A 26,216-nucleotide genomic window follows, 5' to 3' on the forward strand; every position below is an offset into this window, starting at 1 on the left:
CGCCGGCTCCTGCTGGCAGCGCTGTGCGGGTGTTCTCTCTTGAGCGCCCTGCCCGCCAACGCCGTGGACCTGTCGCTGAAGACCATCCGCGTGGGCAATCTGGCACGCGCCTATTTCTCCGAACGCAACAGCATTGGCGAGCCGCGCCCGCTGATCATCGCGCTTCATGCCAGCGGCTCCAGCGGTTCGCTCATGGCGCGCGCCACCGGCTTGACCGAGATTGCCGAAGCGGCCGGCTACATGATCGTCTATCCCAACGGCACTGGCCTGGCCATCGATGCCCGCACCTGGAATTCGGGCGGCTGCTGCGGTTACGCCCAGATGCACAAGGTCGATGACGTGGCCTTCCTGCGCGCGCTCATCGATAAGCTGGTCAAGGATGGCTTGGCCGATCCGCAGCGGGTCTATCTGGTGGGGGTCTCCAATGGTGGCATGATGGCCTACCGCATGGCGGCCGAGGCACCGGAACTGTTCAAGGCGGTGGCCGTAGTCAGCGCCGTGCTGGACGTGCCGCCCGAGACCGTCAAGGCGCCCATGCCGCTGCTGCACATCCACGGCAGCGATGATCCTTTCATCCCCTTCCTGGGCGGCATCGGCAAGCAGGAAGTCTCGCAGTTGCCACGCCTGTCGGTGGCGCGCAGTATCGAAGCCTTCATCAAGGCCGATGGCGCCGCACCGCGCCCGAGCGTGACCGACATCCCCGATACCGCCAATGACGGCACCACCATCCGCCAATACACCTATGCCAGCAAGAGCGACCCGCAAGCGGTGGTGCTCTACGAGGTCAAGGGTGGTGGTCATGCCTGGCCCGGTGGCGTGGTCCCCATCATCAATGGCGGCAAGTCTTCGCAGAACCTGGATACCTCGCGCACCGTGATCAACTTCTTCAACGCGCACGGCGGCGGGCGCAAGAGCGAACCGGAAGACGACGACCTGCCACCGGGCGCGACGCCGCTGCCGGCTGCAGCCGGTGCAGCGACCAAGACGCCCGCAAGCACTGCCCCGGTCTCGCCTGCCCCCACGCCGATGCCGCCCGGCACGAAAGGCCAAGCCCCACGCTGAAGCTGCCAGCCCGAGCAAATCGCACTATCATAACGACCAGCGTTCAACCTTCTTCGCCCCGACAATGAAAAGACTCCTGACCAGCATCCTGATCGCCATCGTCCTGTATTTCCTGTTGCCCTTCGTGGGCAAGCTGATTCCGCATTACCGCCTGGCCGTGATCTGCATCACCGCCGGCATCGTCTCCTTCGCGATCTCGACGCTGATGGACAAGACCTGAATCCTGTCCGGGCTCGCCCAGCAAAACGGCCGCAACGTCTTCACGTTGCGGCCGTTTTGCTTGTTGCTCGGTTCAGCATTCTCCCTTGCGTGCATGACCGGGGGGACAATCACGTCCAGGGCCGGGGCCTGGTCCGCGACGATCATCATCCCAATCGCGCGGACCCGGACCGCGTCCCGGAGGCGGACCGCCGCGCCAGCCACCACGATCCAGCTCCCAGCCACGCGGCCCCTGACGCCATACCGGTTGGGCATAGACGTAACCGGGACGCTCGCGTAACCAGTGACCCTCGCGCCAGAGATGACGATGGCCGTCCCAATCCCAGAATCCCGGTACCCAGACATAGCCATGGCGCGGCGGCGGCAGGATCTCCTCGCGCGGCGGCGGCGGTGCGCCGATGTTGATGTTGACCGACACTTGCGCCTGGGCAACGGGCAACACGGCAGAAGAGGCCGCCAGCGCCACCAGGCCGGTGAGTATTATTTTTTTCATCATATAGAGCAGTCAGGAGGTGAAGATATTGCTGTGACCTCAGCCGGGCCTGTACAGTTCCAGCCCGGCCTGCCGGCCTCAATTGCCCTTGGCATTCTTGAACATGGTCTTGATCCCGCGAATGGCCTGGCGGATGCGGGATTCGTTTTCGATCAGGGCGAAGCGCACGTATTCATCGCCGTAGTCACCAAAGCCGATACCGGGCGAAACGCACACCTTGGCCTGTTCCAGCAGGATGCGCGAAAACTCCAGCGAACCGAACTGGCGATACGGCTCCGGGATACGCGCCCAGATGTACATCGAGGCCTTGGGCACATCGACCATCCAGCCGGCCTCGTGCAAGCCCTTGACCAGCACGTTGCGGCGCTTCTCGTAATTGGCGCGGATCTCTTCCACGCAAGACTGGTCGCCCTCCAGCGCGGCAATCGCCGCCACCTGCACCGGCGTGAAGCTGCCATAGTCGTGATAGCTCTTGATGCGCGCCAGTGCCGCCACCAGGCGCGCATTGCCGACCATGAAGCCGATCCGCCAGCCGGCCATGTTGTAGCTCTTGGAAAGCGTGAAGAATTCCACCGCAACCTCCCTCGCACCCGGCACCTGCATGATGGACGGCGCTTTCCAGCCATCGAAGGTGATATCGGCATAGGCCAGGTCATGCACCACCAGAATCTGGTGTTCACGCGCCAGCTTGACGACACGCTCGAAAAATTCCAGCTCCACGCATTGCGCCGTCGGATTGGAGGGGAAGCCCAGGATCATCATCTTGGGCTTGGGGTAGCTCTCGCGCACCGCGCGTTCCAGCTCATCGAAAAAATCCACGCCCGGGCTCATGCGCACCGAGCGGATATTGGCGCCGGCAATGACCGCGCCATAGATGTGGATGGGGTAGCTGGGATTGGGCACCAGCACGGTATCGCCCTTGTCCAGCGTGGCCAGCATCAGGTGCGCCAGTCCCTCCTTGGAACCGATGGTGACGATGGCTTCGCTGTCGGGATCGAAGTCGACCTCGTAGCGGCTGCGGTACCAGTGGGCAATGGCGCGACGCAGGCGCGGGATGCCCTTGGAGGAGGAATAGCCGTGGGTGTCGGGGCGCTGCGCGACTTCCACCAGCTTCTCGACGATGTGCGGCGGCGTGGGGCCATCCGGGTTGCCCATGGACATGTCGATGATGTCCTCGCCGCGACGGCGCGCAGCCATCTTCAGTTCGGCGGTGATGTTGAAGACGTAGGGCGGCAGGCGTTCGATGCGCGGGAAGCTGACCGGGAAGGCGTCGGGAGAAACGGCAGAAGAAACAGCAGGAGAAGCGGAAACGGCAGGCGAGCGCGAGGGATCGCGCGAATCGGCGGATTGCATCATGGAGGTCTTTCACGTAAGCGCCCGGAACCGTCCGAGCGACGTTGGAACCAATGTTCCGTTGCCGATTCTATGCGCGAAACTTCACCTGCACAAGTCTAGATGAGCCAGGAAGATCGATATATGCCCTTTTCCTTCATTTATTCGTATTTTCGGGCATCTTCAATGACCTTGCCATCATTGGGCAGGCTGCCCGGCGCCACCAGCAAGACTTCGCCACGCAGCTTGGTGACCTCGCGCAGGCTGCCGGCCAGCGCAGCGACATCGATGGCCGGGTGTTCCGGGTCGCCCACTTCGCAATGCAGGGTCATGACGTCATTGGCCATCTCGCCCGAAACCACCAAGCGCGCGCGCAGCACATCCCCGTGCCGGCGCAGCACATCGGCCACCTGCGAAGGATGCACGAACATGCCGCGCACCTTGGTGGTCTGGTCGGCGCGTCCCATCCAGCCCTTGATGCGGGTATTGGTACGCCCGCAGGGAGAAGGGCCCGGCACCACCGCCGACAGGTCGCCGGTGCCGAAACGGATCAGCGGATAGTCGGGATTGAAGGAGGTCACCACCACCTCCCCCACCTCGCCCTCGGCCACCGGATCGCCGGTACCGGGCCGCACGATTTCCAGGATCAGCGCTTCGTCCAGCACCATGCCGGGATGCACCACGCCGTCGCTCATGGTCTCGTAGGCGATATTGCCGATATCGGCCGAGGCATACAGTTGCAGCACCTGCGCCACGCCGTGTTCATGGAACCAGTGGCGCAGCGAGGGCGGCAGCGCTTCGGCACTGACCAGGGCGCGCTGCACGCTGGAGATATCGGCGCCCATCTCCTGCGCCTTCTCGATGATGATCTTCAGGAACGAGGGCGTGCCGACATAGGCATCGGGCTTCAAAGCCGCCATCGCATTGACCTGCAATTCGGTCTGGCCGATGCCGGCCGGAATCACCGCGCAACCGAGACGGGCCGCTGCGCCTTCGACCATGAAGGCGGCCGGCGTGAAGTGATAGGCAAAACAGTTCTGCAGGATATGCCCGCCCTGCAGTCCGAGTGCCTTCAGCGCACTGGCAAAACGCCACCAATCCGCGCCCTGCCCCTCGGGATCGTAGATCGGGCCGGGCGAGACGAAGAGCCGCCGCAATTGCCGGGCAGGCGTGGTGTTCAAGCCACCGAAGGGACGCTCGCGGGTCTGCAGTTCCTTCAGGTCGGACTTGCGCGTGACCGGCAATTGCGCCAACGCGGCGCGCGAGTCGATCGCCGCCGCGTCCACGCCATCCAGAATGCGCGCCCAGCCCGCCGCCCCTTGCGCCCGTGCCAACAGTTGCGGCAAGGCCCGTATCAGTTGTTGCTCACGCTGTTGCGGGTCGCGCCGCTCCAGGGCGTCCAGCTCGGCCAGTACCTGCTTCGGATCGGACATGATGCTCCCCTTAAGCCAGCCAGCGCTTGCGGCGGCGATAGAACTTCATGTCGCGGAAGTTCTTGCGCCCGGCGCCCGACACGCCGAGATAGAACTCCTTGACGTCTTCGTTATCGGCCAATTCACTGGCCGCGCCTTCCATCACCACGCGGCCGTTTTCGAGGATGTAGCCGAAGTCGGCATAGCGCAGTGCCACCATGGTGTTCTGCTCGGCCAGCAGGAAGGAGACTTTTTCCTTGCTGTTCAAGTCCTTGACGATCTCGAAGATCTCTTCGACGATCTGCGGCGCCAAGCCCATCGAGGGTTCATCGAGCAGGATCATGGAGGGCTTGGCCATCATGGCGCGACCAATGGCCGTCATCTGCTGCTCGCCGCCCGAGGTATAGCCGGACTGCGACTTGCGACGCACCTTCAGACGCGGGAAATAAGCGTAAATCTTTTCCAGCTCGTGTTTGACTTCGGCATGGCTGATGCCGCGCGTATAGGCCCCGGTCAACAGGTTTTCTTCCACCGTCAGGTGACCGAAGCAGTGGCGCCCTTCCATCACCTGGATGACGCCGCGCTTGACCAGGTCATTGGGGGTCATGCGGTCCACCCGCTCCCCCCGGAATTCGATGCTGCCCTTGGTCACATCGCCGCGCTCGGCGTGCAGCAGGTTGGAAATGGCTTTCAAGGTGGTGCTCTTGCCAGCGCCATTGGCGCCCAGGAGCGCCACGATCCTGCCTTCGGGCACGTCCAGCGAGACGCCCTTCAAGACCAGGATCACGTGGTCGTAGATGACTTCGATATTGTTGATCGACAGTGCCTTGCCCACGGTAGCAGGAGCAACATCAGCGGCAGCCGCACTGGTCGAAAGCGATGTGGCATTCATGGTCATTCGCATTTCCAAAAAAGCACCGACGGCCGTGGGAGACGTGCAAGGCCGCCGGCGCAAGCGCCTACTTCATGCAGGCAGGAGTGATGCCTTTTTCTTTTGCGTATTTCGCCGCAGAAGCCTTGAACAGCGGGTGGATCAGGTTCTTGTTGCCCTCGATCCAGTCCGACACCAGCACCCACTTGCTGCCATCCCATTGCTGGATCTTCACCTTGCCCGACCCCTCGTGGTTCTCGCAGGAAGTCTTGATCTCCGGCAGCAGGCCGGTGGCACCCAAGGCTTTCAAGCGCGCATCGGTGATGTTGAGGTTTTCAAAGCCCCAGCGCACCTGCTCGCCGCTCATGACCTTGCCTTTACCGAACTTGGCCTGGGCGGTGCGCACCGCTTCCACCGTCGCAATGGCGGCCGATACACCCCGGTTGTAGAGGATGGAGCCGAGCTTGTTCTTGTCCTGCATGTTGCCCTTGCCCGCGCCATAGACCACCTTGTCGATGTCGGCGATCACCGGCACATCCTTGCCGGCCACGTTCCAGGTGGCCGACAGGTAACCCTTGGCGGCTTCACCGGCGGGAATGGTGTCTTCTTCCGAACCGGCCCACCAGGAACCGATGATCTTGTCACGCGCATAGCCGACCTTTTGCGCCGCCTTCAATGCCGTCTGGTTCATCACGCCCCAGCCCCAGAAGATCACGTAGTCCGGGTTTTCCTGGCGGATGCGCAACCATTGCGCGCCCTGCTCGTTGCCGGGGTGCGCCACCGGGATTTCCACCAGCTTGAACTTGCCGATGGACGCCTCGGCCTGCAAGGCCACGATGGGTTCCTTGCCATAGGCTGAATCGTGGTACAGGAACACGATCTTCTTGCCCGCCAGCGAGCCATTGTTCTTGCCGGCCAGGTACTTGACGATGGCCGAGACCTGCATCTGGTAGGTCGTCACCAGTGGGAAGGCATACGGGAACACCGAGCCATCCACCGCATCGGTGCGGCCATAGCCGATCATCACCAGCGGTACCTTGTCTTCGGCGGTCTTGTCGATCAAGGCATAGGAAATGCCGGTGGCCATGGGGTTGATGGCAGTGCCGTGGGTGACCGGGTTCTTGTTCTTCATGCGCTCGTAGCACTCCACGCCCTTGGCGTTGTTGTACTCGGTCTCGCATTCTTCCCAGGACAGCTTGACGCCGTTGATGCCACCTTCCTTGAGGTTGACGTAGTTGAGGTAATCGACATAGCCGCCGTAGTAAGACTGGCCGTTGGTGCCATAGGGGCCGACCCGATAGCTGGGGATGGCGATGAACTGCTCATTGCTCTGCGCCAGCGCCGGCACGGCTGCCGACAGCAGGCCGGCGGCGCAGGCGGTAGCCAGCACCAGCTGCCTCAGATGCTTCATGGTTTTCATGGTCTCAGTCTCCTTTATGTTGTCGTTGCCGACTTATCTGGCGCCGGTGTGCCGGCCCCTCCTACCTCATTGCAATACAAGCCGTGGTCAGTGCGGGAACGGCCACAGGCGCAGTTTTTCCTTGGCGATCTGCCACAGCCGCGCCAGTCCGTGCGGCTCGGCGATCAGGAAGAAGATGATCAGGGCGCCGAACACCATCATCTGGATGTGCGACACGGTGGCATTGGTGAATGGCAGATGCAGCAGTGCCGCCAGCGGCGGCAGTGCGTTGTCGAGGAAGATCGGCAGCAAGAGGATGAAGGCCGACCCCAGGAAGGAACCGAGGATGCTGCCCACGCCGCCGATGATGATCATGAACAGGATGCGGAAGGACAGGTCCAGCGAGAAGCCGTCCGGCTCCACCGAACCCAGGTAGCAGAAGGCATACAGGGCACCGGCCACGCCGCAATAGAAGGAGCTCACCGCAAAGGCGGTCAGCTTGGTGCGCATGAGCGGAATGCCGATCACCTCGGCGGCCACGTCCATGTCGCGCACCGCCATCCAGGCGCGCCCGGTGGAAGAGCGCACCAGATTCTTGGCTACCAGCGCCAGCACGCTGACCACGGCCAGTACGAACAGGTACTTGCGCACGGGCGTGTCGATGGCGATGCCGAACAGATCGATCTTGGGGGTGCTGATCACGCCCGAGGAAGAATTGTTGGAAAACCAGGGAAACTTGGTCAGCGCCCACACCACGAAGAACTGCGCCGCCAGCGTGGCCACGGCCAGATAGAAACCCTTGATGCGCAGCGACGGCAGCCCGAACAGCACGCCCACCAAGGCCGCACAGCCACCGGAGAGAATCAGCGTAGCGACGATGGGGATGCCCTCCACGCGCAACTGGAAGTTGTAGGCCGCATACGCGCCCACCGCCATGAAGGCCGCCGAGCCCAGCGAGAGCTGGCCGGCGTATCCGGTCAGCACGTTCAGGCCGAGGGCCGCCAGGGCAAACACCAGGAAGGGCACCAGGATGGCCGAGAACCAGTATTCGCTGCCCAAGAGCGGCACGCCCACGAAGGCGAACACCATGAACAGCGTAAAGAGGATGCGATCCTGGCGGATCGGGAATATCTGACTGTCGGCGATGTAGCTTGTCTTGAATTGTCCTGCTTCACGGTACAGCATCATGTTCTCCTTGTTCCTGCATCGCAGCCATGGCGACATATCGCCAAGATTGGAATGAGCGCATTGTCATACACGGTCGATATGCCGCTCGCCGAACAGTCCTTCCGGTCGCACCAGCAGGAACAGCAGCGCAAACACATACGGGAACCAGCCTTCGATGCCGCCGAAGTTGCCGCCGAAGGCGTCCTGCATCACCGGTGGGATATAGATCTCGGCCAGTTTTTCGGAAGCACCGATGATGAGGCCGCCGACAATGGCTCCGGGAATCGAGGTAAAGCCACCCAGGATCAGCACCGGCAAGGCCTTCAAGGCGGTCATGGTCAGCGCGAACTGCACGCCATTGCGCGAGCCCCACAGCAGCCCCGCGATCAGCGCCACGAACCCGGCCACGCCCCACACCACGGCCCAGATGTGCTGCAGCGGGATGCCCAGCGACAGCGCCGCCTGGTGATCGTCGGCCACCGCGCGCAAGGCGCGGCCGACCTTGGTCTTCTGGAAGAACAGCGCCAGCGCCGCCACCAGCGCCACCACCATGCCCGAGGCAAAGAGGTCGAACTTGGAAATGCCGATGCCGATGCTGTCCATCACCGACTGGATCGGCTCATCGACGATGCCCAGGTCGATGGGCCGCACCTCGCTGCCGAAGAGCATCGGCCCCAGGCCTTCCAGGAAAAAGGTCAGGCCGATGGTGGCCATGAAGAGCGTGATGGGCGGCTGGTTCACCAGCTTGCGCAGCACGAAGCGTTCGGTGGCCAGCCCCACCAGGATCATGACCACGAAGGCGCCGATGATGGCGGCCCACATCGGCATCCCCTTTTCCATCAGGCCCACCACGGCCAGCGCAGCGAAATACACCATCGCGCCCTGAGCGAAATTGAAGACGCCCGAGGCCTTGTAGATCAGCACGAAACCCAGCGCCACCAGGGAATACATCAAACCCGAGAGCAAGCCGCTCAGGGTAACTTCGAGGAAGAATTGCATGTCGTCTCCTTGCCTGCCATATCCATATTATTTTTATTATTTATATTATTTTCATTTTTGAACCCGACGGATTCAGTGTGAAGTCCCGAGATAGGCCTTGATGACTTCGGGATTGTTCATCACTTCGTCCGGCGTGCCATCGCCGATCTTCTTGCCATAGTCCAGCACCACCACGCGATCCGAGATATCCATGACCACCCCCATATCGTGTTCGATCAAGACGATGGTGGTGCCGAACTGGTCGTTCACGTCCAGGATGAAGCGGCACATGTCCTGCTTTTCTTCCACGTTCATGCCGGCCATCGGTTCATCCAGCAGCAGCATGTGCGGCTCGGCGGCCAGGGCGCGCGCCAGTTCCACGCGCTTTTGCAGGCCATAGGGCAAGCGCCCTACCGGGGTCTTGCGGATGTGCTGGATTTCCAGGAAGTCGATCACCTCTTCCACCTTGCGGCGGTGGGCGATTTCTTCATTGCGCGCCGCCCCCCACCACATCGCATTGGACAACAGACCCGAGCGCATCTTGGTATTGCGGCCGGTCATGATGTTGTCCAGCACGGTCATGCCCTTGAACAGCGCAATATTCTGGAAGGTGCGCGCAATGCCCTGGCGCGCGATGCTGCTGGGATGCATCCCCAGGCGCGGCTGGCCACGATAGAGAATCTGGCCCTTCTGCGGATGGTAGACGCCGTTGATGACGTTGATCATCGAACTCTTGCCGGCGCCGTTGGGGCCGATGATGGCGCGGATTTCATGCTCGCGCACGTCGAAGGAGATATCGGTCAGGGCCTTCACGCCGCCGAAGGACAGCGAGATGTTCTGCAGGTCCAGGATGACCTCGCCGATACGGCGCCCATTGGCGGCCACCGCCGGGGCTTCGTCATCGGGGCTGGCCACGGGCGGCAGGCCCGCGGGCAGGATTTCGGAAGACAGGTGTCGTTTCATGGTGGTGTTCATTCAACGGTGGTCTGGTCGGGCTACGCTGCTGGCCGAACGCCTTATTGCGGGCGTCCGGGACGGGACTGCGTGCTGCTCAGGCGGCGCTTTGCAGCGTCTTGAAGGTCTTGGCCTCGGCGATCTTGAGGTCGGCCGAGATCATGCCTTGGCGGCCGTCCTCGAACTTGACCTGGGTCTCGATGTACTGCGAGGTTCGACCGGCATAGAGCGCCTCGATCAGCACCGCATACTTGTCGGCGATGAAGCCGCGCCGCACCTTGCGGGTGCGGGTCAGTTCTTCGTCGTCGGGGTCGAGTTCCTTGTGCAGGATCAGGAAGCGATGAATCTGCGAATCGGCCAGCAAGGGGTCCGCCACCAGATCGGCATTGACCTTTTCCACGCAGTCGCGCACCAGTTCATAGACCGCCGGGTTGGCGGCCAAGTCGGTATAGCCGCTGTAAGGCAGGTTGCGCCGTTCGGCCCAGTTGCCCACCGCATCCATGTCGATGTTGATGAAGGCCATGCATTGTTCGCGGCCATTGCCGAAGGTCACCGCTTCCTTGATGAAGGGGAAGAACTTCAGCTTGTTCTCGATGTACTTGGGCGCGAACATGCTGCCGCTGGCCATCTTGCCGACATCCTTGGCGCGGTCGATGATCTTCAAGTGACCGTCACTGTCGAAGAAACCTGCATCTCCGGTGTGGAAATAACCGTCCTGATCGATGGCTTCGGCGGTAGCATCGGGCCGCTTGAAATATTCCTTCATCAAGCCGGGAGAGCGCACCAGCACCTCGCCATTGGCATCGATGCGCACTTCCACTCCCTTCATGGGGCGGCCCACGCTATCGAGCTTGACGTCGCCCGAGGGTTGCATACAGACCGTCACGCAGGTTTCGGTCATGCCATAGAGTTGCTTGAGATTGATGCCCAGCGAGCGGTAGAAGTCGAACAGGTCGGGCCCGATGGCCTCGCCCCCGGTATAGGCCACGCGCAGGCGCGACATGCCAAGCACGTTCTTGAGCGGTCCATAGACCAGCAGGTCGCCCAGCGCATATTGCAGGCGGTCGATGAGCGAGACACCGGGCTTGCCGTCCAGGATTCTCATGCCCACCCGCCGCGCCACGCGCATGAAGCCGTGGAACATCTTGCGCTTGAACCAGCCGGCATCCTCGATGCGGATCATGACCTGGGTCAGAATGTTCTCGTAGACCCGGGGCGGTGCGAAGTAATAGGTGGGGCCGATCTCGCGCAGGTCGCTCATGACGGTGTTGGGCGACTCCGGGCAATTGAGGCAGAAGCCAGCCACGTGCTGCTGGGCGAAGGAATACAGGAAATCACCGACCCAGGCCAGCGGCAGGTAGCACAGGATGTCGTCGTGTTGGTCCAGGTGATCGAACTCCACCAGCGTGGTGGCGGTGGTGATCATGGCGCGATGCGAATGGCAGACGCCCTTGGGTTTGCCGGTGGTGCCGGAGGTGTAGAGGATGATGGCCACATCGTCCGGTGAGCCGGCCGCCACCTGCTGCTCGAAGAAATCCGGGTGCAAGCGTTCATAGGCCCGTCCTAGTTCCTGCACGCGGGCAAAGGACAGCAGTTCGGGCTGGTGGTAGTTGCGCATCCCGCGCTCATCGTCATAGATGACGTGGGCGATGCGCGGCAGGTTTTCCTTGATCTCGAAAACCTTGTCGACCTGTTCCTGGTCTTCGGCCATGACGAAATCGACGTTGGCATCGGCCAGGACATAGGCCATGTCGGCCGCCGGGGCGTCCTGGTACAGCGGCACCGGCATTCCGCCCAGCGCCTGCGCGGCGCTCATGGCCCAATACAGGCGCGGGCAATTGTTGCCGATGATGGCCAGGCTCATGCCGCGCTTGAAGCCCAGCGCAGCCAGACCGCAGGCGAAGCTGCGCACCTGCTCGGCCACTTCGCGCCAGCTGGTGCTCTGCCAGATGCCCAGGTCCTTCTCGCGGAAGGCAGCCCGTTCGGGTCGCTGGCGGGCATGGGCCAGCAATAGCTGCGCAAAGGTCGCAGCTTGGGTGTCTTGTCTCGTCTCCACCATCTTCCCACCTTCTTGTGCAGGTTCGAAAGATCCGTTTCCTTCACTCTTTACGGTGAGGAAGCGAACCCGGTGTCGGATCAGTCTGTGCCGCCAGGCTTACGCCGCTCTTACTGACGCAGTCATCCTGTCGGATATACCAGCTGTCCTGTCTCTATAGTTGGCCAGGAATTGCCCTGGTCCTTTTTGCGATGATAGTAGAGTCAGTGGTTGCCAGTAGATGTCATCTCACCGACAATTGAGCCAACTTTCGATATTGCGACGCATCATCATGCAGACAACCATTCGCCAGATGCTCTCCAGGAGTATCTGGGCTCAGGCGCTGACCGAAGAACAATTGACCCGGGTGGAGTCCGAAGTGGTCAGCCGCAAGATTGCCGCCGGTGGCTATGTGTGCCGCAAGGGCGATCCGGTGACGCACTGGATCGGCGTGCACGAAGGCTTGCTGAAGATGAGCAGTGTCTCGCCGGAAGGCAAGACCGTCTCCTTTGCCGGCATGGCCAATGGCGGCTGGCTGGGCGAAGGCTCGCTGCTCAAGGATGAACCGCGCAAGTACGATGTGGTGGCCTTGCGCGAAAGTGAATTGTTGTACATGCCCAAGTCCACCTACATCTGGTTGCTGGACAACAGTATTCCCTTCAACCGCTTTTTGGTGACGCAATTGAACGAGCGCCTGGCGCTGTTCATTTCGCTGGTGGAATACGACCGGATGCTGGAACCGGATGCGCGCGTGGCCCGCTGCCTGGCGGCGCTCTTCAATCCCTACCTGAACCCGGGCATCGGGCTCAATCTGCAGATTTCCCAGGAAGAAGTCGGCAACCTCTCGGGCACCTCGCGCCAGCGCGCCAACCAGGCCTTGCAGGTGCTGGAAAAGGCCGGCCTGTTGAAGGTGGACTACGGCAGCATCACCATCAATGACCTGGATGGACTGCGGCAATTTCCGGGGTGAAACGCCGGTTGGCAAGGACTGACATCCACCAGCGATGGATATGAAAAAAGCGCGGCCTGCCGCGCTTTTTGCTGGATGCTCAGGATGACGCTCAGGGTGCACCCGCCTCATCACCACGCGCCGGGCGATTGCGGTTGCGCCAGTAGATGCCGGTATCGGCGACAGTACCCATGAATTCCTTGGGATCGGTGGATTTGACAACGTAACCATTGGCACCCAGCTCATAGCTATGGTTGATGTCGCGCTGGTCGTCCGAAGAAGAAAACATCACCACCGGGATATGGGAGGTGGCGGCATTGGACTTGATGATCTTCAGGAAATCGTGGCCGCTCATCAGCGGCAGGTTCAGGTCCAGCAGGATCAGGTAGGGATGCAGATCCTTTCGGCTGGCGTATTCGCCCTGGAAGAAGAATTCCTCGGCCAGCTCCGCATCGGCAAACCAGGTCAACTTGTCGGCCAGCTTGCGGCTGCCCAGCGCCAGGCGAGTCAGCTCGGCCACTTCGGGGCTGTCGTCGACTAGGATGATGTCGTATTGCTCGATATCCATGGATGGATCGCTTTCTTCAGTAAATTTCAAGCTGGAACATTTCTTGTCTAGTTGACCACTTCCGGCCCTCCCTGCTCCGTCCATCCTCGGGACAGTGATCTGCCGTGGCTAGGGCCTGTTCCAGCACCGACGCTCTGCTTGAAAACCAGTACCGACGCCGATCCCCGTACTGTCAGAGGATTATTGCACAGACGTTTTCAAAAAAAATCAGATTTTTCCTGAAAGTGAATATCATTTCACCAGGACTAGTCACTTGTCCGTGGTGGCGATACCCGTACGGATGGCATAGCGCACCAGTCCCGGCACGTCGCGGATATCGAGCCGCTCCATCAACTGGGCGCGGTGGGTCTCGATGGTCTTGGCGCTGACGTTGAGTTGATAGGCGATCTCCTTGGTATTGTTGCCTTCGGCGATCAACTGCAGGATTTCGCGCTGACGCGGGGTCAGCACTTCCACCGGCGTGCCATTTTGTGCAACACGCTTCATATAATTGTCCAGCGCCTCGCGCGAGATGTGCGAATCCAGGTACTGGCGCCCATGTTTTACTTCATATAGGGCTTTTTCCAGCTCGGTGGCGGCCGAATCCTTGAAGAGATAGCCATTGGCGCCGGCATTCAAGGCCTGCATCACGTATTCCTCGCTGCCATACATGGACAGCATCAGGAAGCGGATGGTCGGATACTCGCCCCGCAGGCGGCGCAAGGCTTCCAGGCCATTCATACCTTTCATGGCGATGTCCAGCAGCACCAGGTCGGGTTGCAGCTTGGGGATCATCTCGATGACCTCGGCGCCATCGGACGCCTCACCCACCACTTCCACCCCCGGCATGGCGGTAAGCAATGCCTTGATGCCACTGCGCACCAGCGCATGGTCGTCGGCCAGCATGATTCGGGTAAGCATTTACATTCTCCTGACGATGGGAGCGACCGGCAGGTGCATGACGATTTCCGTCCCTGCGCCGGGCGCCGAAGTGATATCCATGGACCCGCCCACCAGTACCGCCCGCTCTTCCATGTTGAGCAGGCCGAAACTGGTGCCGGAAATGGCGTTGCTGCGCGCCCGTTCGATGTCGAAGCCTTTGCCGTCATCGCGGATGCTGAGATAGAGCTGGTCCTGCTGGCGGTCGATCTTGACCCAGATGTTCTGGCACTTGGCGTGGCGCAGGATGTTGGTGACGGCCTCCTGCACGATGCGAAAGGCGGTGTTTTCGATGTCGTGGTGCAATTGTCCATCATGACCGCTGCTCTCGAACCAGCCGTTCACGTTGGCCAGCTTGGACTTCTGCTCCACGTAGGAACGCAGGGCGGCAATGAGGCCCAGGTTGTCCAGCTGCGGCGGGCGCAGGTCCAGCGACAGGCTGCGCACCTGGGCCAGCACGGCGGTGACGATGTCGATGCCATTCTGCAGCGACGGCCCTTCCAGGGTACCGGTCTTCTTGATGGTTTCCAGGTTGATCTTCAGCGCCGTGAGCGACTGGCCCACATCATCATGCAAGCCGCGCGCCAGGTGCTGGCGTTCGCGCTCCTGCACCTCGATCACGCGCGAAGACAGCAGTTGCTGGCGCTGGATCGCCAGTTCCAGCTCGCGCCGCGACTGTTCGCGCTCGGTGACATCGATGGCCAGGCCAGCCACCATGTCGCCCTTGCCCTCGCCGCTGATCGGAAAGCGCACCACGTCGAGGATGCGGGCATTGTGGTTGTGGTCGAACACGGTTTCCTGGGTGTGCAGCTCGCACTTTTCTACCAGCACCTTGCGGTCGTATTCACGCGAGGCTTCGGCCGCGCCCGTGGTCATCAACTCGGCATCGGTCATGCCATCCATGTCGTGCGGGGTCATGCCATAGAAAGCCGATTGCGCCGGATTGACGTAGCTGTAGCGCAGTTGCGCATCCTTGATCCAGGTCGGCATGGGCGCCGCATTCATGAAGGCATTGAAGCGCGCCTGCATCTCGCGCAGGGCCTGGGCGCTGGCGCGCTGCTTGCGCCGCGCCTGGGCATCGCGCAATTCGCGATCGACCGCGTGCGGCAGGCGCGCAATGGCGCTCTTCAAGAAGTAATCCTGGGCGCCGGCCTTCATCACCTCCACCGCCGTCTGCTCGCCGATGACGCCGGAGACGATGATGAAGGGGGTCTGGTCATTGTCGGCCTTGACCAGCTTCAAGGCTTCCACCCCGGAAAACATGGGCATGGAATAGTCGGAGATGACGATGTCCCAGCGCTGCTCATGCAGTGCCGCCAAGAGCGCCTGTTCATCATCGACCCGCTGCCAGCTCGGTTCGAAGCCGCCGCGCTTGAGCTCGCGCACCATCAGCACGGCATCTTCTTCCATGTCTTCGACGAACAGCACGCGCAGAGGAATGCTCATGGGATATGTCTTTCAGTGTGCGGCACGGTGCGCCTCGCCCACGCCGGGCAAGACGTGCTTGCGCGGCAGCGCGAAGTAGAAACTGGCACCTTGCTTGGGCTGGCTCTCGGCCCACACCCGGCCGCTGTGGCGGATCACGATACGCTGCACCAGCGCCAGGCCGATGCCGGTGCCGGCATATTCTTCCTGGCGATGCAGGCGCTGGAAGGTACCGAAGAGCTTGTGCGCATAACGCATGTCGAAGCCCACGCCATTGTCGTGGACGCCGTAGATGTATTCGTCGGCACTGACCTCCATGCTCACCCGCACCAAGGGCTGCTCGCTCTTGCTGCTGAACTTGACGGCATTGGCCAGCAGGTTTTCCCACACCTGGGCAATCAACCCCCGATTGGCCACGGCGCCTTCCAGGTGCGGTACCTCGAAGGCCACGCCAGGATTTTCCTGGCGCAGACCGGCAATCACCTGACCGACCAGTTCATCCATGGAGAAGCGCTGCAAGGTCAGTTCACCGGTGGTGGACTTGGCCAGCTTGAGCAGGTCATTGATGAGCGCATCCATCTTGCGCACGTTGCGACGGATCACCTGCAACTGTTCGCGCCCCTTGTCATCGATGGCCTGGGCGTAATCCTCTTCCAGGATCATGGCATAGCCGGAGATGGCACGCAGCGGGGCACGCAAGTCGTGCGAGACCGAATAGGAAAAGCTTTCCAGTTCCTTGTTCACGCTGTGCAGATGCTGGGCCTGGCGTTCCAGATCGGCATTGAGGGCCTCGATCTCTTCTTCGGCGCGCTTGCGCTCGGAAATGTCGTAGATGACGGTACGGCTGATGAGCTTGCGCTGGTCGCGGCTGGGGATGGCGGTAGCGTTGACCAGGGCGGTAAATTCGCTGCCATCGGCCCGGCGGAAATTGAGGTCAATGCCGCTGATCTCGCGCTTCAACAGGAACTGCGGATAGAGCTCGCGCTGGTAACGCTCGGCACTGGCCGGCGCCAGCAGGTCGGCCTGGGTCATGCGCCCCACCACCTGGTCGCGCGTATAGCCCAGCCACTTGAGCTCGGTATCGTTGATCTTGATGATGATCTTGTTGCTCTCATCGACTGAGTGATAACCGCAGGGCGCGTTGTTGTAGAGGTCTTCGATTTCATCGGAATAGGCCTGGGCGCGCTGCTGGGCTTCCACCCGACGCGCCATTTCGCGACGCAGCTTGCGATAGACCAGCAGCAGCAAAGCAATGCTGAGCAGACTGCCGCTGATAACCATGAAGATGGTGAGATTGGCGCTGACCGCCGTATCTTTGGCACGGGTGGCCAAGAGGGTATTTTCGTTACCCTTCATCAGCTCGACATTGCTGCGGATGCGGTCGCCCAGGTCCTTGCCTTCGAGCACGCGAGCGCGGCCCTCTTCCGGGTTCAACGCCATCAACTGGCGCGACATCGCCAAGCGCTGCGCCACCAGGTCGTCGGTACGCCCCAGTAACTGGGTCTGCTGCGGATTGTCATTCACCAGATTGCGCAATTCCCGCAACAAGACATTGACCTGGCGCTCGCCGGCGTCAAAGTTACCACGGTATTCCTCCTGGCCCGAGACGACATAACTGCGCGAATTGCCAACCGTCTCGCGCAGGGTCGCATTGATCTCTTCCAGCTTGTTGAGGACGGTATAGCTGTGCTGCAGCCACACGGCGTGCTGCTCGAAGTCGCGCACGCTGTGATAGGAAAAGCCGGCCACTCCCAGTGAGAGCAACAAGGCCAACAGGAAGAAGATGCCGGTGCTGGCACCGGCCAGTCCGCTTTGTCTAGTTATCGGCATGTCTCAGTTTCGTTGATCCGACAGTCACGCCCAAGACGTAATAGTCGGTTACCTGCCCAGCCGGCATCCTACAATGCCACGCTGGACGCCCCCACTGCTGCGGCCCGCCCCCCCTGTCTGCGCCGGGTTGCGGATAGCCGCCAAGGCTTTCTTGCTGCCTGCCTCAATGCCGGGCACCTGTGCATCCGGCACCTACTGTTCTCTTTATGTCAGCAAATGAAGCCAAATTCTTCAATTTCGTAGAAAACGCCACGTCCCGGATGCCTCTGGCGGGGCTTCAGCGGACGCTGTCCATGCGCCTTCCTGTTTTCCTCTTGATTATCCGAATTAATTCTATATTAGTTTGTGAGATTTACCTCTTTTTTAGATAGCGATCGGATCGGACCGACAGCCTCCCCTTGCTTGCCAACGAGGATGATGATGACGCGGTTTTGACGCAACGATTCCTGCCCCGGATGTCGATCCGGCTTGACGATGGCACACGGCGAGGACTACAACATCAGCTATAGCGGATACCGGGGAAACCGGAGGGGGTGGGCGGTGCACTTCACGATGAAGTGCACCGTTTTTTTCAACTTGCGAGAATGAGGCCTGCCCCCTAGCCCGCAAACACTGCCTGCATCAGCGCCGCCTGCTGGGCGTAGTGGGTGGCCTTGGAGGCCGTCGGCCCGGAAGCGGTATCGGGGCGATACACCGCGCGCAGCGGCACTCCTGCTGGCAGGGCGGCCTCGATGGCATCGCGCACGCACAGCCAGGCACCCTGGTTGCGCTCTTCCTCCTGTACCCAGATCACTTCGGCCAGGTTTGGATAGCTGTTCAAGCACTCACCCAGCGCCTGCGTCGGGAAGGGATAGAGCTGCTCCACCGACAGCAGCACAGTCTCATCATTGACGGTCTGGCTTCGCGCTGCAGCCAGGTCGTGCCGCACCTTACCGCTACACAAGACCACCCGTCGCACCTGCTGGACCGGCGGTGCCTCGGGGTCGTCCGACAGCGGCTGGAAAGCCCCCTGCAGCAAGGCCGACAGCGGCGAATGGGAACGCGTTTGCGCGTGCAGCACCGACTTGGGAGTGAAGACCACCAGCGGACGCTCGGCCTGCAGGGCTTGCTCGCGCAGCAGGTGGAACCACTGGGCCGAAGTGGTCGGGCAAGCCACGCGGATGTTCTGCCCGGCGCACAGCAGCAACATGCGGCTGAGGTAGCCGGTCGAGTGCTCCGGCCCCACGCCTTCGTAACCGTGCGGCAGCAGCAGGGTCAGGGCCGAAGCATAGCCCCACTTGCCGCCGCCGGAGGTGACGTACTGGTCGATCATGATCTGGGCGCCATTGACGAAGTCACCGAACTGGGCTTCCCAGATCACCAGTGCATTGGCGCCCGCCTGGACGCTGAAGCCGTATTCGAAACCGACCACCGCCTCTTCGCTCAGCGGCGAATTGATGACCTCCAGCGCAGCACTGGGTGCGGCGACCTGGCGCAGCGGCCAGTAGGCCTGCTGCACGCCCTGGGCAGTATCGACGGCGTGCCACACCGCGTGGCGCTGCATGAAGGTGCCACGCTGCACATCCATGCCGGAAATGCGCACGCCATGACCTTCTGCCAGCAGCGAGGCATAGGCCATGTTCTCGGCAAAATTCCAGCTGCACGCCTGCTCGGGTGCGCTCACGCAGTCTTGCCACTGGGCGATCAGTCGCAGGATGGTCGGATGGGCCTCGAACCCGTCCGGCAGGTGTGTCATGCGTTCGACGAACTGGCGGATGCGCAGCAGGTCGGGGCCGGCAACGGGTGCCGGGGAAACGGGAACTGCTGCGGCCGCAGCGGCACTGCCGACGCGACTGGCCTTGAAGGCCGCCAAAGCTTGCTGACTGCTGGCCGCCAGCAGGGCCATCCCCTCCTCCGAACCGGGCCAGCCGGCTTGCGCATAGAGCTGGGTGACCGGCGGATGCTTGTCGATGAAACCGTGCAGCAGCGGCTGGGTCACGGTGGCGGTGTCCTGCTCGGCGTGGCCCCAGCGACGATAGCCGACCAGATCGATCACCACGTCGGCACCGAACTGCATCCGGTAATCGAAAGCAATGCGGGCGGCGCGCAGCACCATCTCCGGCTGGTCGGCATTGACGTGCAGCACCGGGGCGCCGACGATGCGGGCGATGTCGGTGCAATAACCGTGGTTTTCCGGGTCCAGCGGATTGGGGGTGGTAAAGCCGATCTGGTTATTGACGATCACGTGGACCGTACCGCCCACGCCATAGCCCGGATGCTGGGCCAGCTTGAGCGACTCCATCACCACCCCCTGACCGCAGAAGGCGGCGTCACCGTGGATCACCACCGAGGCCGGCAACGGCGCCTGCGGATGGCGCGCACGGTAGCCACGAGTCATGCCCAGCAGCACCGGATAGGCACTTTCCAGGTGGGAAGGATTGTGTGCCAGCAACAGCCCGACCTTGCCATGGGCAGTGGCGCGCACGGTCTGGGCGCCCAGGTGGTACGGCAAGTCCACCGCATTGGCGGCAGCCGGGGTGGTGCGCTCCGGATCGAAGTAGGCGACGATCTCGGCCGCCGGCATCTGCATCAGGTTCACCAGCAGGTTGAGACGACCACGATGCGGCATGGCCATGAATAGCTGGTCCAACTGGTAGAAGCTGCTGCGCTCCACCAACGCATCCATCAACAGCAGCAGCGATTCGCAGCCTTCCAGCGAGAAGCGCTTGGCCTGCGGATAGTCTTGCTGCAGGTAGTGTTCCCATTGCTCGGCGGCGGCCAGGCGCGCCAACACCGCGGCGCGTTCAGGCGCATCGGGCTCGGCGCCATGGTCACGCGCGGCCAAGCGGGCAAACAGCCATTGCCGGCGCGCTTCATCGCGCACGCCGCTGGCGTCCAGCGCCAGCGCTGCGCAGAAGAGACGGCTCAGATGGTGCGTCAATTCCTTGACGGTAGTCAGGCCCAGGCCGTCGAGCAGGCGATGCTGGGCCAGGATGATATCTTCATCTTCCAGGGCGTGGGTCTGGGGCAGCAGCGCGGCAATCTCGGGCAGCGAAATGGTCCCCAGCGGATCGATGTCGGCAATGCGGTAACCCTCGTTGCGGTAGGCCTCAATGAAGGACTGGACACGCGCATGGGCCAACGCCTGGCGGGCACTGGTGGAATGATTGAGGGAGGTGGACTGGTGCAGTGTCATGGCGAACCTTTCTTGGCAAGGACGTGGACATGTCATGCCGCCAGCGCCGGCCGTTTGCCACCGGCACCCACGACACGACGCCTGCGCCCTCTCCCGCCAGCCGGCTACCGCCCCCGTTCAGGCCGGACGCCGCAACCGCTGCAGGTGGAACGCTTTGTTCTTGTCACGCCCGAGCGTGGATGTTCGGGCGCGGTCTCCTCGCAGATATTGACAAGCTAGAGGTTCAGACGGCGGGCGAGCCGCCGAAGGGATACATCAGCCTTCCAGCAAGGACAGTTCGGGCTGGAGGATCTTTTCGCGCACACCGCTGCGAGCCTTGCCCGCCTGGGAATGCGTCGTGCCATGCGTGAGCAATTCGCTCAACTTGAAGCGCCCCATCAGCGCTGACAGTTGCTCGGCCTGGGATTGCAGGGCTTTGGCCGCCGCCGCGTTCTGCTCCACCAGGGCGGAGTTTTCCTGGGTCATCTGGTCCATCTGGCTGATGGCCTGGTTGATCTGTTCGATGCCTTCGCTTTGCTCCTTGCTGGAGGCGCTGATGTCGGTGATGAGATCGGTGGCGTGCTTGATGCTGGCGATGACTTCATCAATGGTGGCCACGGTCTGTTCGACGATGCCGCTGCCGGCCTTGACGTGATTGACCGAACCCTCGATGAGCGACTTGATTTCCTTGGCCGCCACCGCGCTGCGCTGGGCCAGTCCACGCACTTCGCTGGCCACCACCGCAAAGCCGCGACCATGCTCACCGGCGCGCGCCGCTTCCACCGCGGCATTCAAGGCCAGCAGATTGGTCTGGAACGCGATGCCATCGATGACGGTGATGATGTCGGCGATCTTGCCCGAGGACGTGCTGATGGCGCTCATGATGTTGACCACCTGCTCTACCGAGGCGCCGCCCCGCACGGCCACATCCGAGGCCGAGACCGCCAGCTCGCTGGCCTGGCGTGCGTTGTCGGCATTCTGGCGCACCGCCGAGGTCAGTTGTTCCATGGCCGAGGCGGTTTCTTCCAGCGAACTGGCCTGCTGTTCGGTGCGGTCCGACAGGCTCATGTTGCCCTGAGCCAGTTCGCGCGCAGCCATATCGATGGCCGAGGTGCCATTGCGCACATTGGACACCGTGTCATGCAGGTTATCGCTCATGTGCTGCAGGGCCAGCAGCAGACGACTGATTTCATCCTTGCCATTGGCCTGCAGGCGATAGGACAAGTCGCCCTGTGCCACCGTTTCGGCCAGCATTACCGCGTGGCGCACCGGTGCTGTAATGGAGCGCGTGATGAGCACACCGATGACCGAGGCCAGCACCACGGCCACGCCGGCCAGCACGATCATCTGGATCACGGCCATTCGCCCTTCCTCGGCGGCCTCCAGGGAATCGTTGACCATTTCCTTGGCCAGCGAATTGACCATCTTGTCGACCATCACGAAGTATTCGCCTTGCAGGCGCGACATGTCGCCCTGGTAGAGCGTGGTGGCCTCGGCACGCTGTTCGTCCTTCATCAATGCGAAGAACTTGCGCACGGCCACACCGTAGGCCGAACGAGCGCTGGTCTGCTCGGCGTAGAGCGCTTTGGTCTTGTCGGAATCGAGCAGGCCTTCCAGTTTCTGGTAGGCCTCGGTATTGGCCTTACGCAGGCCGGCATATTCATCCATGTACTTGGCCGATGCCTCGGGGGTCGTGGCCAACAGGATGTTGGACAGTACCGCATTGGCCTTGTAGCCATTGTTCTTGATCTGATTGCTCAAGGCGATGAGCTGGTACTTCTCGTTGACGATGCTGTTGATTTCAGCGTTGTTGGAAGACTGGTTCCTGATCCCGACCATGGCTGTCACCACGATCAAGAGCAAGACCACTGCAAATGCGCCGCCCAGGCGGACGCCAATATTGAAATTGGCCAGCTTCATCGCTACCCCCTTAATGATCCCATTTAGATACCCACGTACAGACCAGCAGGACGACAAAACCCCGATCGTCACGTCCATTCACATCCCTTGCTGCCATGGCACTGCACTTCCTGCGAATCCGCTACTGCGCTTCTTGGGTTCTCTCTACATCTTTGGGGAGCGGTTCTGGACCTTCTTCCTCGGCCGGTGCGCGCAGCCGGGTTCCCTCAAAAATCGATACGCCCCGGCGTGCGCCGGTCTCCTGTTTTTGTGCAACCGCAAATTCGGGTCTAGTGTAAGCATTTCCGAATAGAAATAGTACTAAAAACTCGAATTTTTATTAAACATGTGGCGTCATTTTCATAGGAGAAATGCTGTGCTGCAACTACAGCAGAGCTTGCTTTTCAAGTGTCGGGATTGTGACAGCACAAACACAATGCATCGGCGATGGCCTGGCTCTCGCTCTCCAGCCGACTGGTCCCGATCCGCAAATGCGCGCGGCCCGGCAGCAGAGAGTTGCGACTGCCTGCGCCGACGGCATAACCATGTGCGGCCATGGTGACCAAGGCATAGGGCTCCGAGGGTACTGGCAGCCAGATCGCCAACCCATCCCCTGCCGGACAATCCACGCCGCGCTGCGCCAGGGCCGCTACCAACGCCTGACGGCGCTGGGCATAGATGCCCCTGGCCCGCTCGACAGTAGCGAGGCACTGCGTATCGGTGAGCAGGAAGGCCATGGCTTCCTGCAGGATGCGACTGGTCCAGCGATCACTGAAATTGCGATAACCGTGGATCTGCCGGACCAGCTCGACCGGGCCGGACAGCACTCCCACCCGCAAGTCGGGACCGAAGGCCTTGGAGTAGGACGTGATGTGGATGGTGCGCTCGGGAAAATGACACCCCATACTCAGCGGCAGCGCCGATGACAAGGCGCCTAACCCATCGTCTTCGACGATGAGCAGGTCAGTGGATAGCAGCAGTCGGCGCAAGGCCTCGAACCGCGCCGTACTCACCGACACGCCGGTCACCGAATGCGTGCGCGGCTGGTAGAAAAAGGCCGCCGGGCGCTTGGCCAGGGCCGCCGCCAGTGAATCGGGCAAGGGCCCCTCGGCATCACACGCCACCGGCACGACCTCGGCGCCGAGATGATCGAGGTTGTCCAGCACGCGGGCGGCAGTGGGGTCTTCCACCGCCACCACCGAGCCGGGCAGCAACAGGCTCTTGAGGGTCAGGTGCACGCCACTGAAGCCGCCATTGACCGCCAGGTAGGCCGGGGCCGGATAAGGCCAGTGGCGCTCTGCTGCTGCACGCAACGCGGGCACGATGGGCGCGCGTTCATAAACGTTCAGTGAGGCCACCTTGGCCCCTGCGGCAAAAGCGTGCGACAAGTCCGGCAGCAAGGCCGGATCGGGCACGGCCAGGCTCAGGTCGGTGCGCAAATGTTCACCAAAGTTGCCCGGTGTCTCGAATCTTATCGGTCTTGGGGTCACATCATTGGTGTTGACCCAGGCGCCGTTGCGTCCCCGCCCGATAATCACGCGCTGCTTGCGCAAGGCGCCCCAAGCGCTGGAAATGGTCGCCGGGCTCACCCCCAAGGCATCGGCCAGGTCGCGCACCGGCGGCAGCTTGGCACCCACCGGGATGGCACCCGCCCGAATCAACGCGGTCGTGCCCAGGGCAATGCCACGGGTGGTGCGGTCGGAAAGCTGTTGTGCGAGCCATGCTATCGAGATTTCATCAGCCATAGAAAATTTAATTGTTCAGTAACTAAATACAAATTGTACAGCTTTTTGTAAACATTTAGGATCAAAGCCCTCAATGTTCACACCTCAATGGAGTCCGCGTGAAACCACAAGTACTGCTTGCCATGCGTGATTGGGATTACCTCACGCCGCTGTTGCTGGGCGACCTGGCGTCGCCGGATTTCGATCTGATCCTCAAGCGCGTCGATCGCCTACCGGGGCTGCATCCCCTACCCGAACTGTGCGATGCCTGTGAACTTTCCTTCAGCCAGTATGTGCGCGCCCTGGACCGAGGCCAATGCGACATGATCGGCATCCCCAATTTCGTCATGCGCGGCTTTCGGCATCGCTGCGTGGTGACCACCCGCGACAGTTCCCTGATGGCTCTGGATGAACTTTCAGGGCGTCGCGTGGCGCTGGCGGGATGGCCCAATTCCGGCCACACCTGGACCCGTACCGCGCTCCTGCATCAGGGCGTGCAACTGGAAGACATCACCTGGCTGGATTGCAGCGACGGTCCCTCACCCCTGGAAATGCTGCAGCGGGGCGATGCGGATGCCGCCTTCCTGCCCTTCATGCCAGCCGGTTTCTTCACGCCGCATGCACCATTGCGTCCGGTCCAGCGCAATTGCCTGGAACAGGAACGCCACTACCTGGCCAGCGTGGGCTACGTGCCGGGCATCCACATCCTGGCCGTGCGTCAATCGCTGGCACGGCGCCATCCTTGGCTGCCGCAAGCCTTGAGCGACCTGATCGACACCGCGCGCCAACTCTGGCGCAGCAAACGGCAGCACTACCTGGATACCAGCCCCTGGATCAACGAGCAATGGCAGCTATGTGGCGCGGACCTGCCGCCGCATTGGGATGCCAGCGGCGTGGACGAGAACTTCCGCATGATCAGCGACTTTGCCGCCAGCCTGTTCCGGCAAGGACTGACCAGCCGGGCGCTGCACGCCCACGAGATTTTCCCCGAGCATTCCCGTTCCTGATGGAGACCTTGCATGTTGAAAGTGGCATTAGGCCAATTCGCCGTCGCCAAGACCTGGCAAACCAACCTGGGCACCTGCCTGAGCCTGATGCGCCGCGCCCTTGAGCAGGAAGCGCAATTGCTGGTACTGCCCGAAGGCATCCTGGCGCGCGACATCACCGACCCCGACCTGGTACGCAAGAGCGCGCAAGCGCTGGACGGCCCGTTCGTCAGTGCCTTGTGCGAAGCCACGCGCGGCACCCCGCTCACGCTGGTGACCTGCGTGCATGTGCCGCTCGATGGCCTGCGGGTGGCCAATATGCTCATCGTCATCCGCGACGCCTGCATCATTGCGCGCTACCAGAAGCTGCACCTTTACGACGCCTTTACCGGGCAGGAATCGCGCAATGTCGAGCCCGGCAATGAAGTGCCGCCCTTGGTCGAGGTGGGCGGGATGCAAGTGGGCGTGATGACCTGCTACGACCTGCGCTTTCCCGAGCTGGCGCGACGCCTGGCACTGGACGGTGCGCAAGTGCTGGTGCTGCCGGCGGCCTGGGTCAAGGGGCCCCTCAAGGAGATGCACTGGGAAACCCTGCTGCGTGCCCGTGCGGTGGAAAACACCACCTATCTGGTGGCCGTAGGCGAATGTGGAGAACGCAACATCGGCTGCAGCATGGTGATCGATCCGCTCGGGGTGCCGGTCGTGCAGGCCGCAGAAGCCAGCACCCTGGTCTTTGCCACGCTCGACCCGGCACGACTGGCCGCTGCGCGTGCAGTGCTGCCTGTACTGAAGAACCGGCGCTTCAGCCGTCCCGAATTGCAGTTCCCTTCATGACCACCCC

General features: G+C 61.9%; 21 protein-coding genes. 5 read left to right on the plus strand and 16 right to left on the minus strand.

Annotation, left to right across the window (positions count from 1 at the left end; genetic code table 11):
• The first annotated feature begins 39 nt into the window (after positions 1–39).
• A complete protein-coding gene (locus RC54_RS14130; RefSeq protein ID WP_061790139.1) occupies positions 40–1,062 on the plus strand; it encodes a CE1 family esterase in 1,023 nt (340 codons plus the stop codon).
• 64 nt (positions 1,063–1,126) lie between these two features.
• Positions 1,127–1,282 (plus strand): hypothetical protein, encoded by a 156-nt coding sequence (locus RC54_RS25300; protein WP_017450510.1) that lies wholly within the window; start codon positions 1,127–1,129, stop codon positions 1,280–1,282.
• 72 nt (positions 1,283–1,354) lie between these two features.
• Here RC54_RS25300 and RC54_RS14135 read toward each other — a convergent pair whose 3' ends face one another.
• The 9 genes from RC54_RS14135 to RC54_RS14175 form a co-directional block, all read right to left on the minus strand.
• Positions 1,355–1,777, minus strand: coding sequence for a YXWGXW repeat-containing protein (locus RC54_RS14135; protein WP_061790138.1), 423 nt, complete (start codon positions 1,775–1,777; stop codon positions 1,355–1,357).
• 75 nt (positions 1,778–1,852) lie between these two features.
• Positions 1,853–3,130: an alanine transaminase gene (alaC, locus tag RC54_RS14140; protein ID WP_061790137.1), complete on the minus strand. Its 1,278-nt coding sequence runs from the start codon at positions 3,128–3,130 to the stop codon at positions 1,853–1,855.
• 137 nt (positions 3,131–3,267) lie between these two features.
• The gene (locus RC54_RS14145) at positions 3,268–4,539 is read right to left on the minus strand and encodes a phenylacetate--CoA ligase family protein (protein ID WP_061790136.1); all 1,272 of its coding nucleotides are present in this window, start codon (positions 4,537–4,539) and stop codon (positions 3,268–3,270) included.
• A 10-nt stretch (positions 4,540–4,549) separates the two neighbouring features.
• Positions 4,550–5,410 carry an ABC transporter ATP-binding protein gene (locus RC54_RS14150; protein ID WP_174526125.1) on the minus strand — a complete coding sequence of 287 codons (861 nt, stop codon included), beginning with the start codon at positions 5,408–5,410 and terminating at the stop codon, positions 4,550–4,552.
• Positions 5,411–5,477: 67 nt separating this feature from the next.
• Positions 5,478–6,809 (minus strand): ABC transporter substrate-binding protein, encoded by a 1,332-nt coding sequence (locus tag RC54_RS14155; protein ID WP_017450505.1) that lies wholly within the window; start codon positions 6,807–6,809, stop codon positions 5,478–5,480.
• A gap of 87 nt (positions 6,810–6,896) precedes the next feature.
• On the minus strand, positions 6,897–7,973 hold the full coding sequence (locus RC54_RS14160; RefSeq protein ID WP_017450504.1) for a branched-chain amino acid ABC transporter permease: 1,077 nt from the start codon (positions 7,971–7,973) through the stop codon (positions 6,897–6,899).
• A gap of 66 nt (positions 7,974–8,039) precedes the next feature.
• On the minus strand, positions 8,040–8,954 hold the full coding sequence (locus RC54_RS14165) for a branched-chain amino acid ABC transporter permease (RefSeq protein ID WP_017450503.1): 915 nt from the start codon (positions 8,952–8,954) through the stop codon (positions 8,040–8,042).
• Between the two features lie 72 nt (positions 8,955–9,026).
• Positions 9,027–9,908: an ABC transporter ATP-binding protein gene (locus RC54_RS14170; protein WP_058895774.1), complete on the minus strand. Its 882-nt coding sequence runs from the start codon at positions 9,906–9,908 to the stop codon at positions 9,027–9,029.
• 76 nt (positions 9,909–9,984) lie between these two features.
• A complete protein-coding gene (locus RC54_RS14175; RefSeq protein ID WP_061790135.1) occupies positions 9,985–11,946 on the minus strand; it encodes an AMP-dependent synthetase/ligase in 1,962 nt (653 codons plus the stop codon).
• 268 nt (positions 11,947–12,214) lie between these two features.
• On the opposite strand from RC54_RS14175, the gene RC54_RS14180 reads away from it, so the two are divergent.
• Positions 12,215–12,892 carry a Crp/Fnr family transcriptional regulator gene (locus RC54_RS14180; RefSeq protein ID WP_061790161.1) on the plus strand — a complete coding sequence of 226 codons (678 nt, stop codon included), beginning with the start codon at positions 12,215–12,217 and terminating at the stop codon, positions 12,890–12,892.
• 91 nt (positions 12,893–12,983) lie between these two features.
• Here the strand turns inward: RC54_RS14180 and RC54_RS14185 are convergent, their stop codons facing one another.
• The 7 genes from RC54_RS14185 to RC54_RS14215 all read right to left on the minus strand — a co-directional run bounded on the left by RC54_RS14185 (position 12,984) and on the right by RC54_RS14215 (position 24,410).
• Positions 12,984–13,439 carry a response regulator gene (locus RC54_RS14185; protein WP_061790134.1) on the minus strand — a complete coding sequence of 152 codons (456 nt, stop codon included), beginning with the start codon at positions 13,437–13,439 and terminating at the stop codon, positions 12,984–12,986.
• A gap of 249 nt (positions 13,440–13,688) precedes the next feature.
• On the minus strand, positions 13,689–14,339 hold the full coding sequence (locus tag RC54_RS14190; protein WP_017450498.1) for a response regulator: 651 nt from the start codon (positions 14,337–14,339) through the stop codon (positions 13,689–13,691).
• Positions 14,340–15,803, minus strand: coding sequence for a hybrid sensor histidine kinase/response regulator (locus RC54_RS14195; protein ID WP_061790133.1), 1,464 nt, complete (start codon positions 15,801–15,803; stop codon positions 14,340–14,342).
• 12 nt (positions 15,804–15,815) lie between these two features.
• Positions 15,816–17,612, minus strand: a complete 1,797-nt coding sequence (locus tag RC54_RS14200) for a sensor histidine kinase (RefSeq protein WP_058895775.1) — start codon at positions 17,610–17,612, stop codon at positions 15,816–15,818.
• A 598-nt stretch (positions 17,613–18,210) separates the two neighbouring features.
• A complete protein-coding gene (locus RC54_RS14205) occupies positions 18,211–20,787 on the minus strand; it encodes a 2-oxoglutarate dehydrogenase E1 component (RefSeq protein ID WP_061790132.1) in 2,577 nt (858 codons plus the stop codon).
• Between the two features lie 255 nt (positions 20,788–21,042).
• Positions 21,043–22,686 carry a methyl-accepting chemotaxis protein gene (locus RC54_RS14210; RefSeq protein ID WP_061790131.1) on the minus strand — a complete coding sequence of 548 codons (1,644 nt, stop codon included), beginning with the start codon at positions 22,684–22,686 and terminating at the stop codon, positions 21,043–21,045.
• Positions 22,687–23,069: 383 nt separating this feature from the next.
• Positions 23,070–24,410 carry an aminotransferase class I/II-fold pyridoxal phosphate-dependent enzyme gene (locus tag RC54_RS14215; protein WP_061790130.1) on the minus strand — a complete coding sequence of 447 codons (1,341 nt, stop codon included), beginning with the start codon at positions 24,408–24,410 and terminating at the stop codon, positions 23,070–23,072.
• A gap of 98 nt (positions 24,411–24,508) precedes the next feature.
• Here RC54_RS14215 and RC54_RS14220 point away from each other — a divergent pair, with 98 nt between their 5' ends.
• Both RC54_RS14220 and RC54_RS14225 read left to right on the plus strand, forming a co-directional pair.
• Complete coding sequence (locus RC54_RS14220; protein ID WP_231738636.1) at positions 24,509–25,396, plus strand: substrate-binding domain-containing protein; 888 nt, start codon at positions 24,509–24,511, stop codon at positions 25,394–25,396.
• A gap of 12 nt (positions 25,397–25,408) precedes the next feature.
• On the plus strand, positions 25,409–26,209 hold the full coding sequence (locus RC54_RS14225; protein WP_058895780.1) for a deaminated glutathione amidase: 801 nt from the start codon (positions 25,409–25,411) through the stop codon (positions 26,207–26,209).
• Positions 26,210–26,216: the final 7 nt, after the last annotated feature.

Source organism: Herbaspirillum rubrisubalbicans, from assembly GCF_003719195.1.
Lineage (GTDB): Bacteria > Pseudomonadota > Gammaproteobacteria > Burkholderiales > Burkholderiaceae_D > Herbaspirillum > Herbaspirillum rubrisubalbicans.

What these genes read in the sequence shown, in the direction of transcription:
- RC54_RS14175 (WP_061790135.1), bottom strand. Translation starts at nt 11,946, where the DNA reads ATGGTGGAGACGAGACAAGACACCCAAGCTGCGACCTTTGCGCAGCTA.
- RC54_RS25300 (WP_017450510.1), top strand. Translation starts at nt 1,127, where the DNA reads ATGAAAAGACTCCTGACCAGCATCCTGATCGCCATCGTCCTGTATTTC.
- RC54_RS14165 (WP_017450503.1), bottom strand. Translation starts at nt 8,954, where the DNA reads ATGCAATTCTTCCTCGAAGTTACCCTGAGCGGCTTGCTCTCGGGTTTG.
- alaC (WP_061790137.1), bottom strand. Translation starts at nt 3,130, where the DNA reads ATGATGCAATCCGCCGATTCGCGCGATCCCTCGCGCTCGCCTGCCGTT.
- RC54_RS14180 (WP_061790161.1), top strand. Translation starts at nt 12,215, where the DNA reads ATGCAGACAACCATTCGCCAGATGCTCTCCAGGAGTATCTGGGCTCAG.
- RC54_RS14145 (WP_061790136.1), bottom strand. Translation starts at nt 4,539, where the DNA reads ATGTCCGATCCGAAGCAGGTACTGGCCGAGCTGGACGCCCTGGAGCGG.
- RC54_RS14150 (WP_174526125.1), bottom strand. Translation starts at nt 5,410, where the DNA reads ATGAATGCCACATCGCTTTCGACCAGTGCGGCTGCCGCTGATGTTGCT.
- RC54_RS14185 (WP_061790134.1), bottom strand. Translation starts at nt 13,439, where the DNA reads ATGGATATCGAGCAATACGACATCATCCTAGTCGACGACAGCCCCGAA.
- RC54_RS14210 (WP_061790131.1), bottom strand. Translation starts at nt 22,686, where the DNA reads ATGAAGCTGGCCAATTTCAATATTGGCGTCCGCCTGGGCGGCGCATTT.
- RC54_RS14200 (WP_058895775.1), bottom strand. Translation starts at nt 17,612, where the DNA reads ATGCCGATAACTAGACAAAGCGGACTGGCCGGTGCCAGCACCGGCATC.
- RC54_RS14170 (WP_058895774.1), bottom strand. Translation starts at nt 9,908, where the DNA reads ATGAACACCACCATGAAACGACACCTGTCTTCCGAAATCCTGCCCGCG.
- RC54_RS14205 (WP_061790132.1), bottom strand. Translation starts at nt 20,787, where the DNA reads ATGACACTGCACCAGTCCACCTCCCTCAATCATTCCACCAGTGCCCGC.
- RC54_RS14195 (WP_061790133.1), bottom strand. Translation starts at nt 15,803, where the DNA reads ATGAGCATTCCTCTGCGCGTGCTGTTCGTCGAAGACATGGAAGAAGAT.
- RC54_RS14225 (WP_058895780.1), top strand. Translation starts at nt 25,409, where the DNA reads ATGTTGAAAGTGGCATTAGGCCAATTCGCCGTCGCCAAGACCTGGCAA.
- RC54_RS14135 (WP_061790138.1), bottom strand. Translation starts at nt 1,777, where the DNA reads ATGATGAAAAAAATAATACTCACCGGCCTGGTGGCGCTGGCGGCCTCT.
- RC54_RS14215 (WP_061790130.1), bottom strand. Translation starts at nt 24,410, where the DNA reads ATGGCTGATGAAATCTCGATAGCATGGCTCGCACAACAGCTTTCCGAC.
- RC54_RS14190 (WP_017450498.1), bottom strand. Translation starts at nt 14,339, where the DNA reads ATGCTTACCCGAATCATGCTGGCCGACGACCATGCGCTGGTGCGCAGT.
- RC54_RS14160 (WP_017450504.1), bottom strand. Translation starts at nt 7,973, where the DNA reads ATGCTGTACCGTGAAGCAGGACAATTCAAGACAAGCTACATCGCCGAC.
- RC54_RS14155 (WP_017450505.1), bottom strand. Translation starts at nt 6,809, where the DNA reads ATGAAAACCATGAAGCATCTGAGGCAGCTGGTGCTGGCTACCGCCTGC.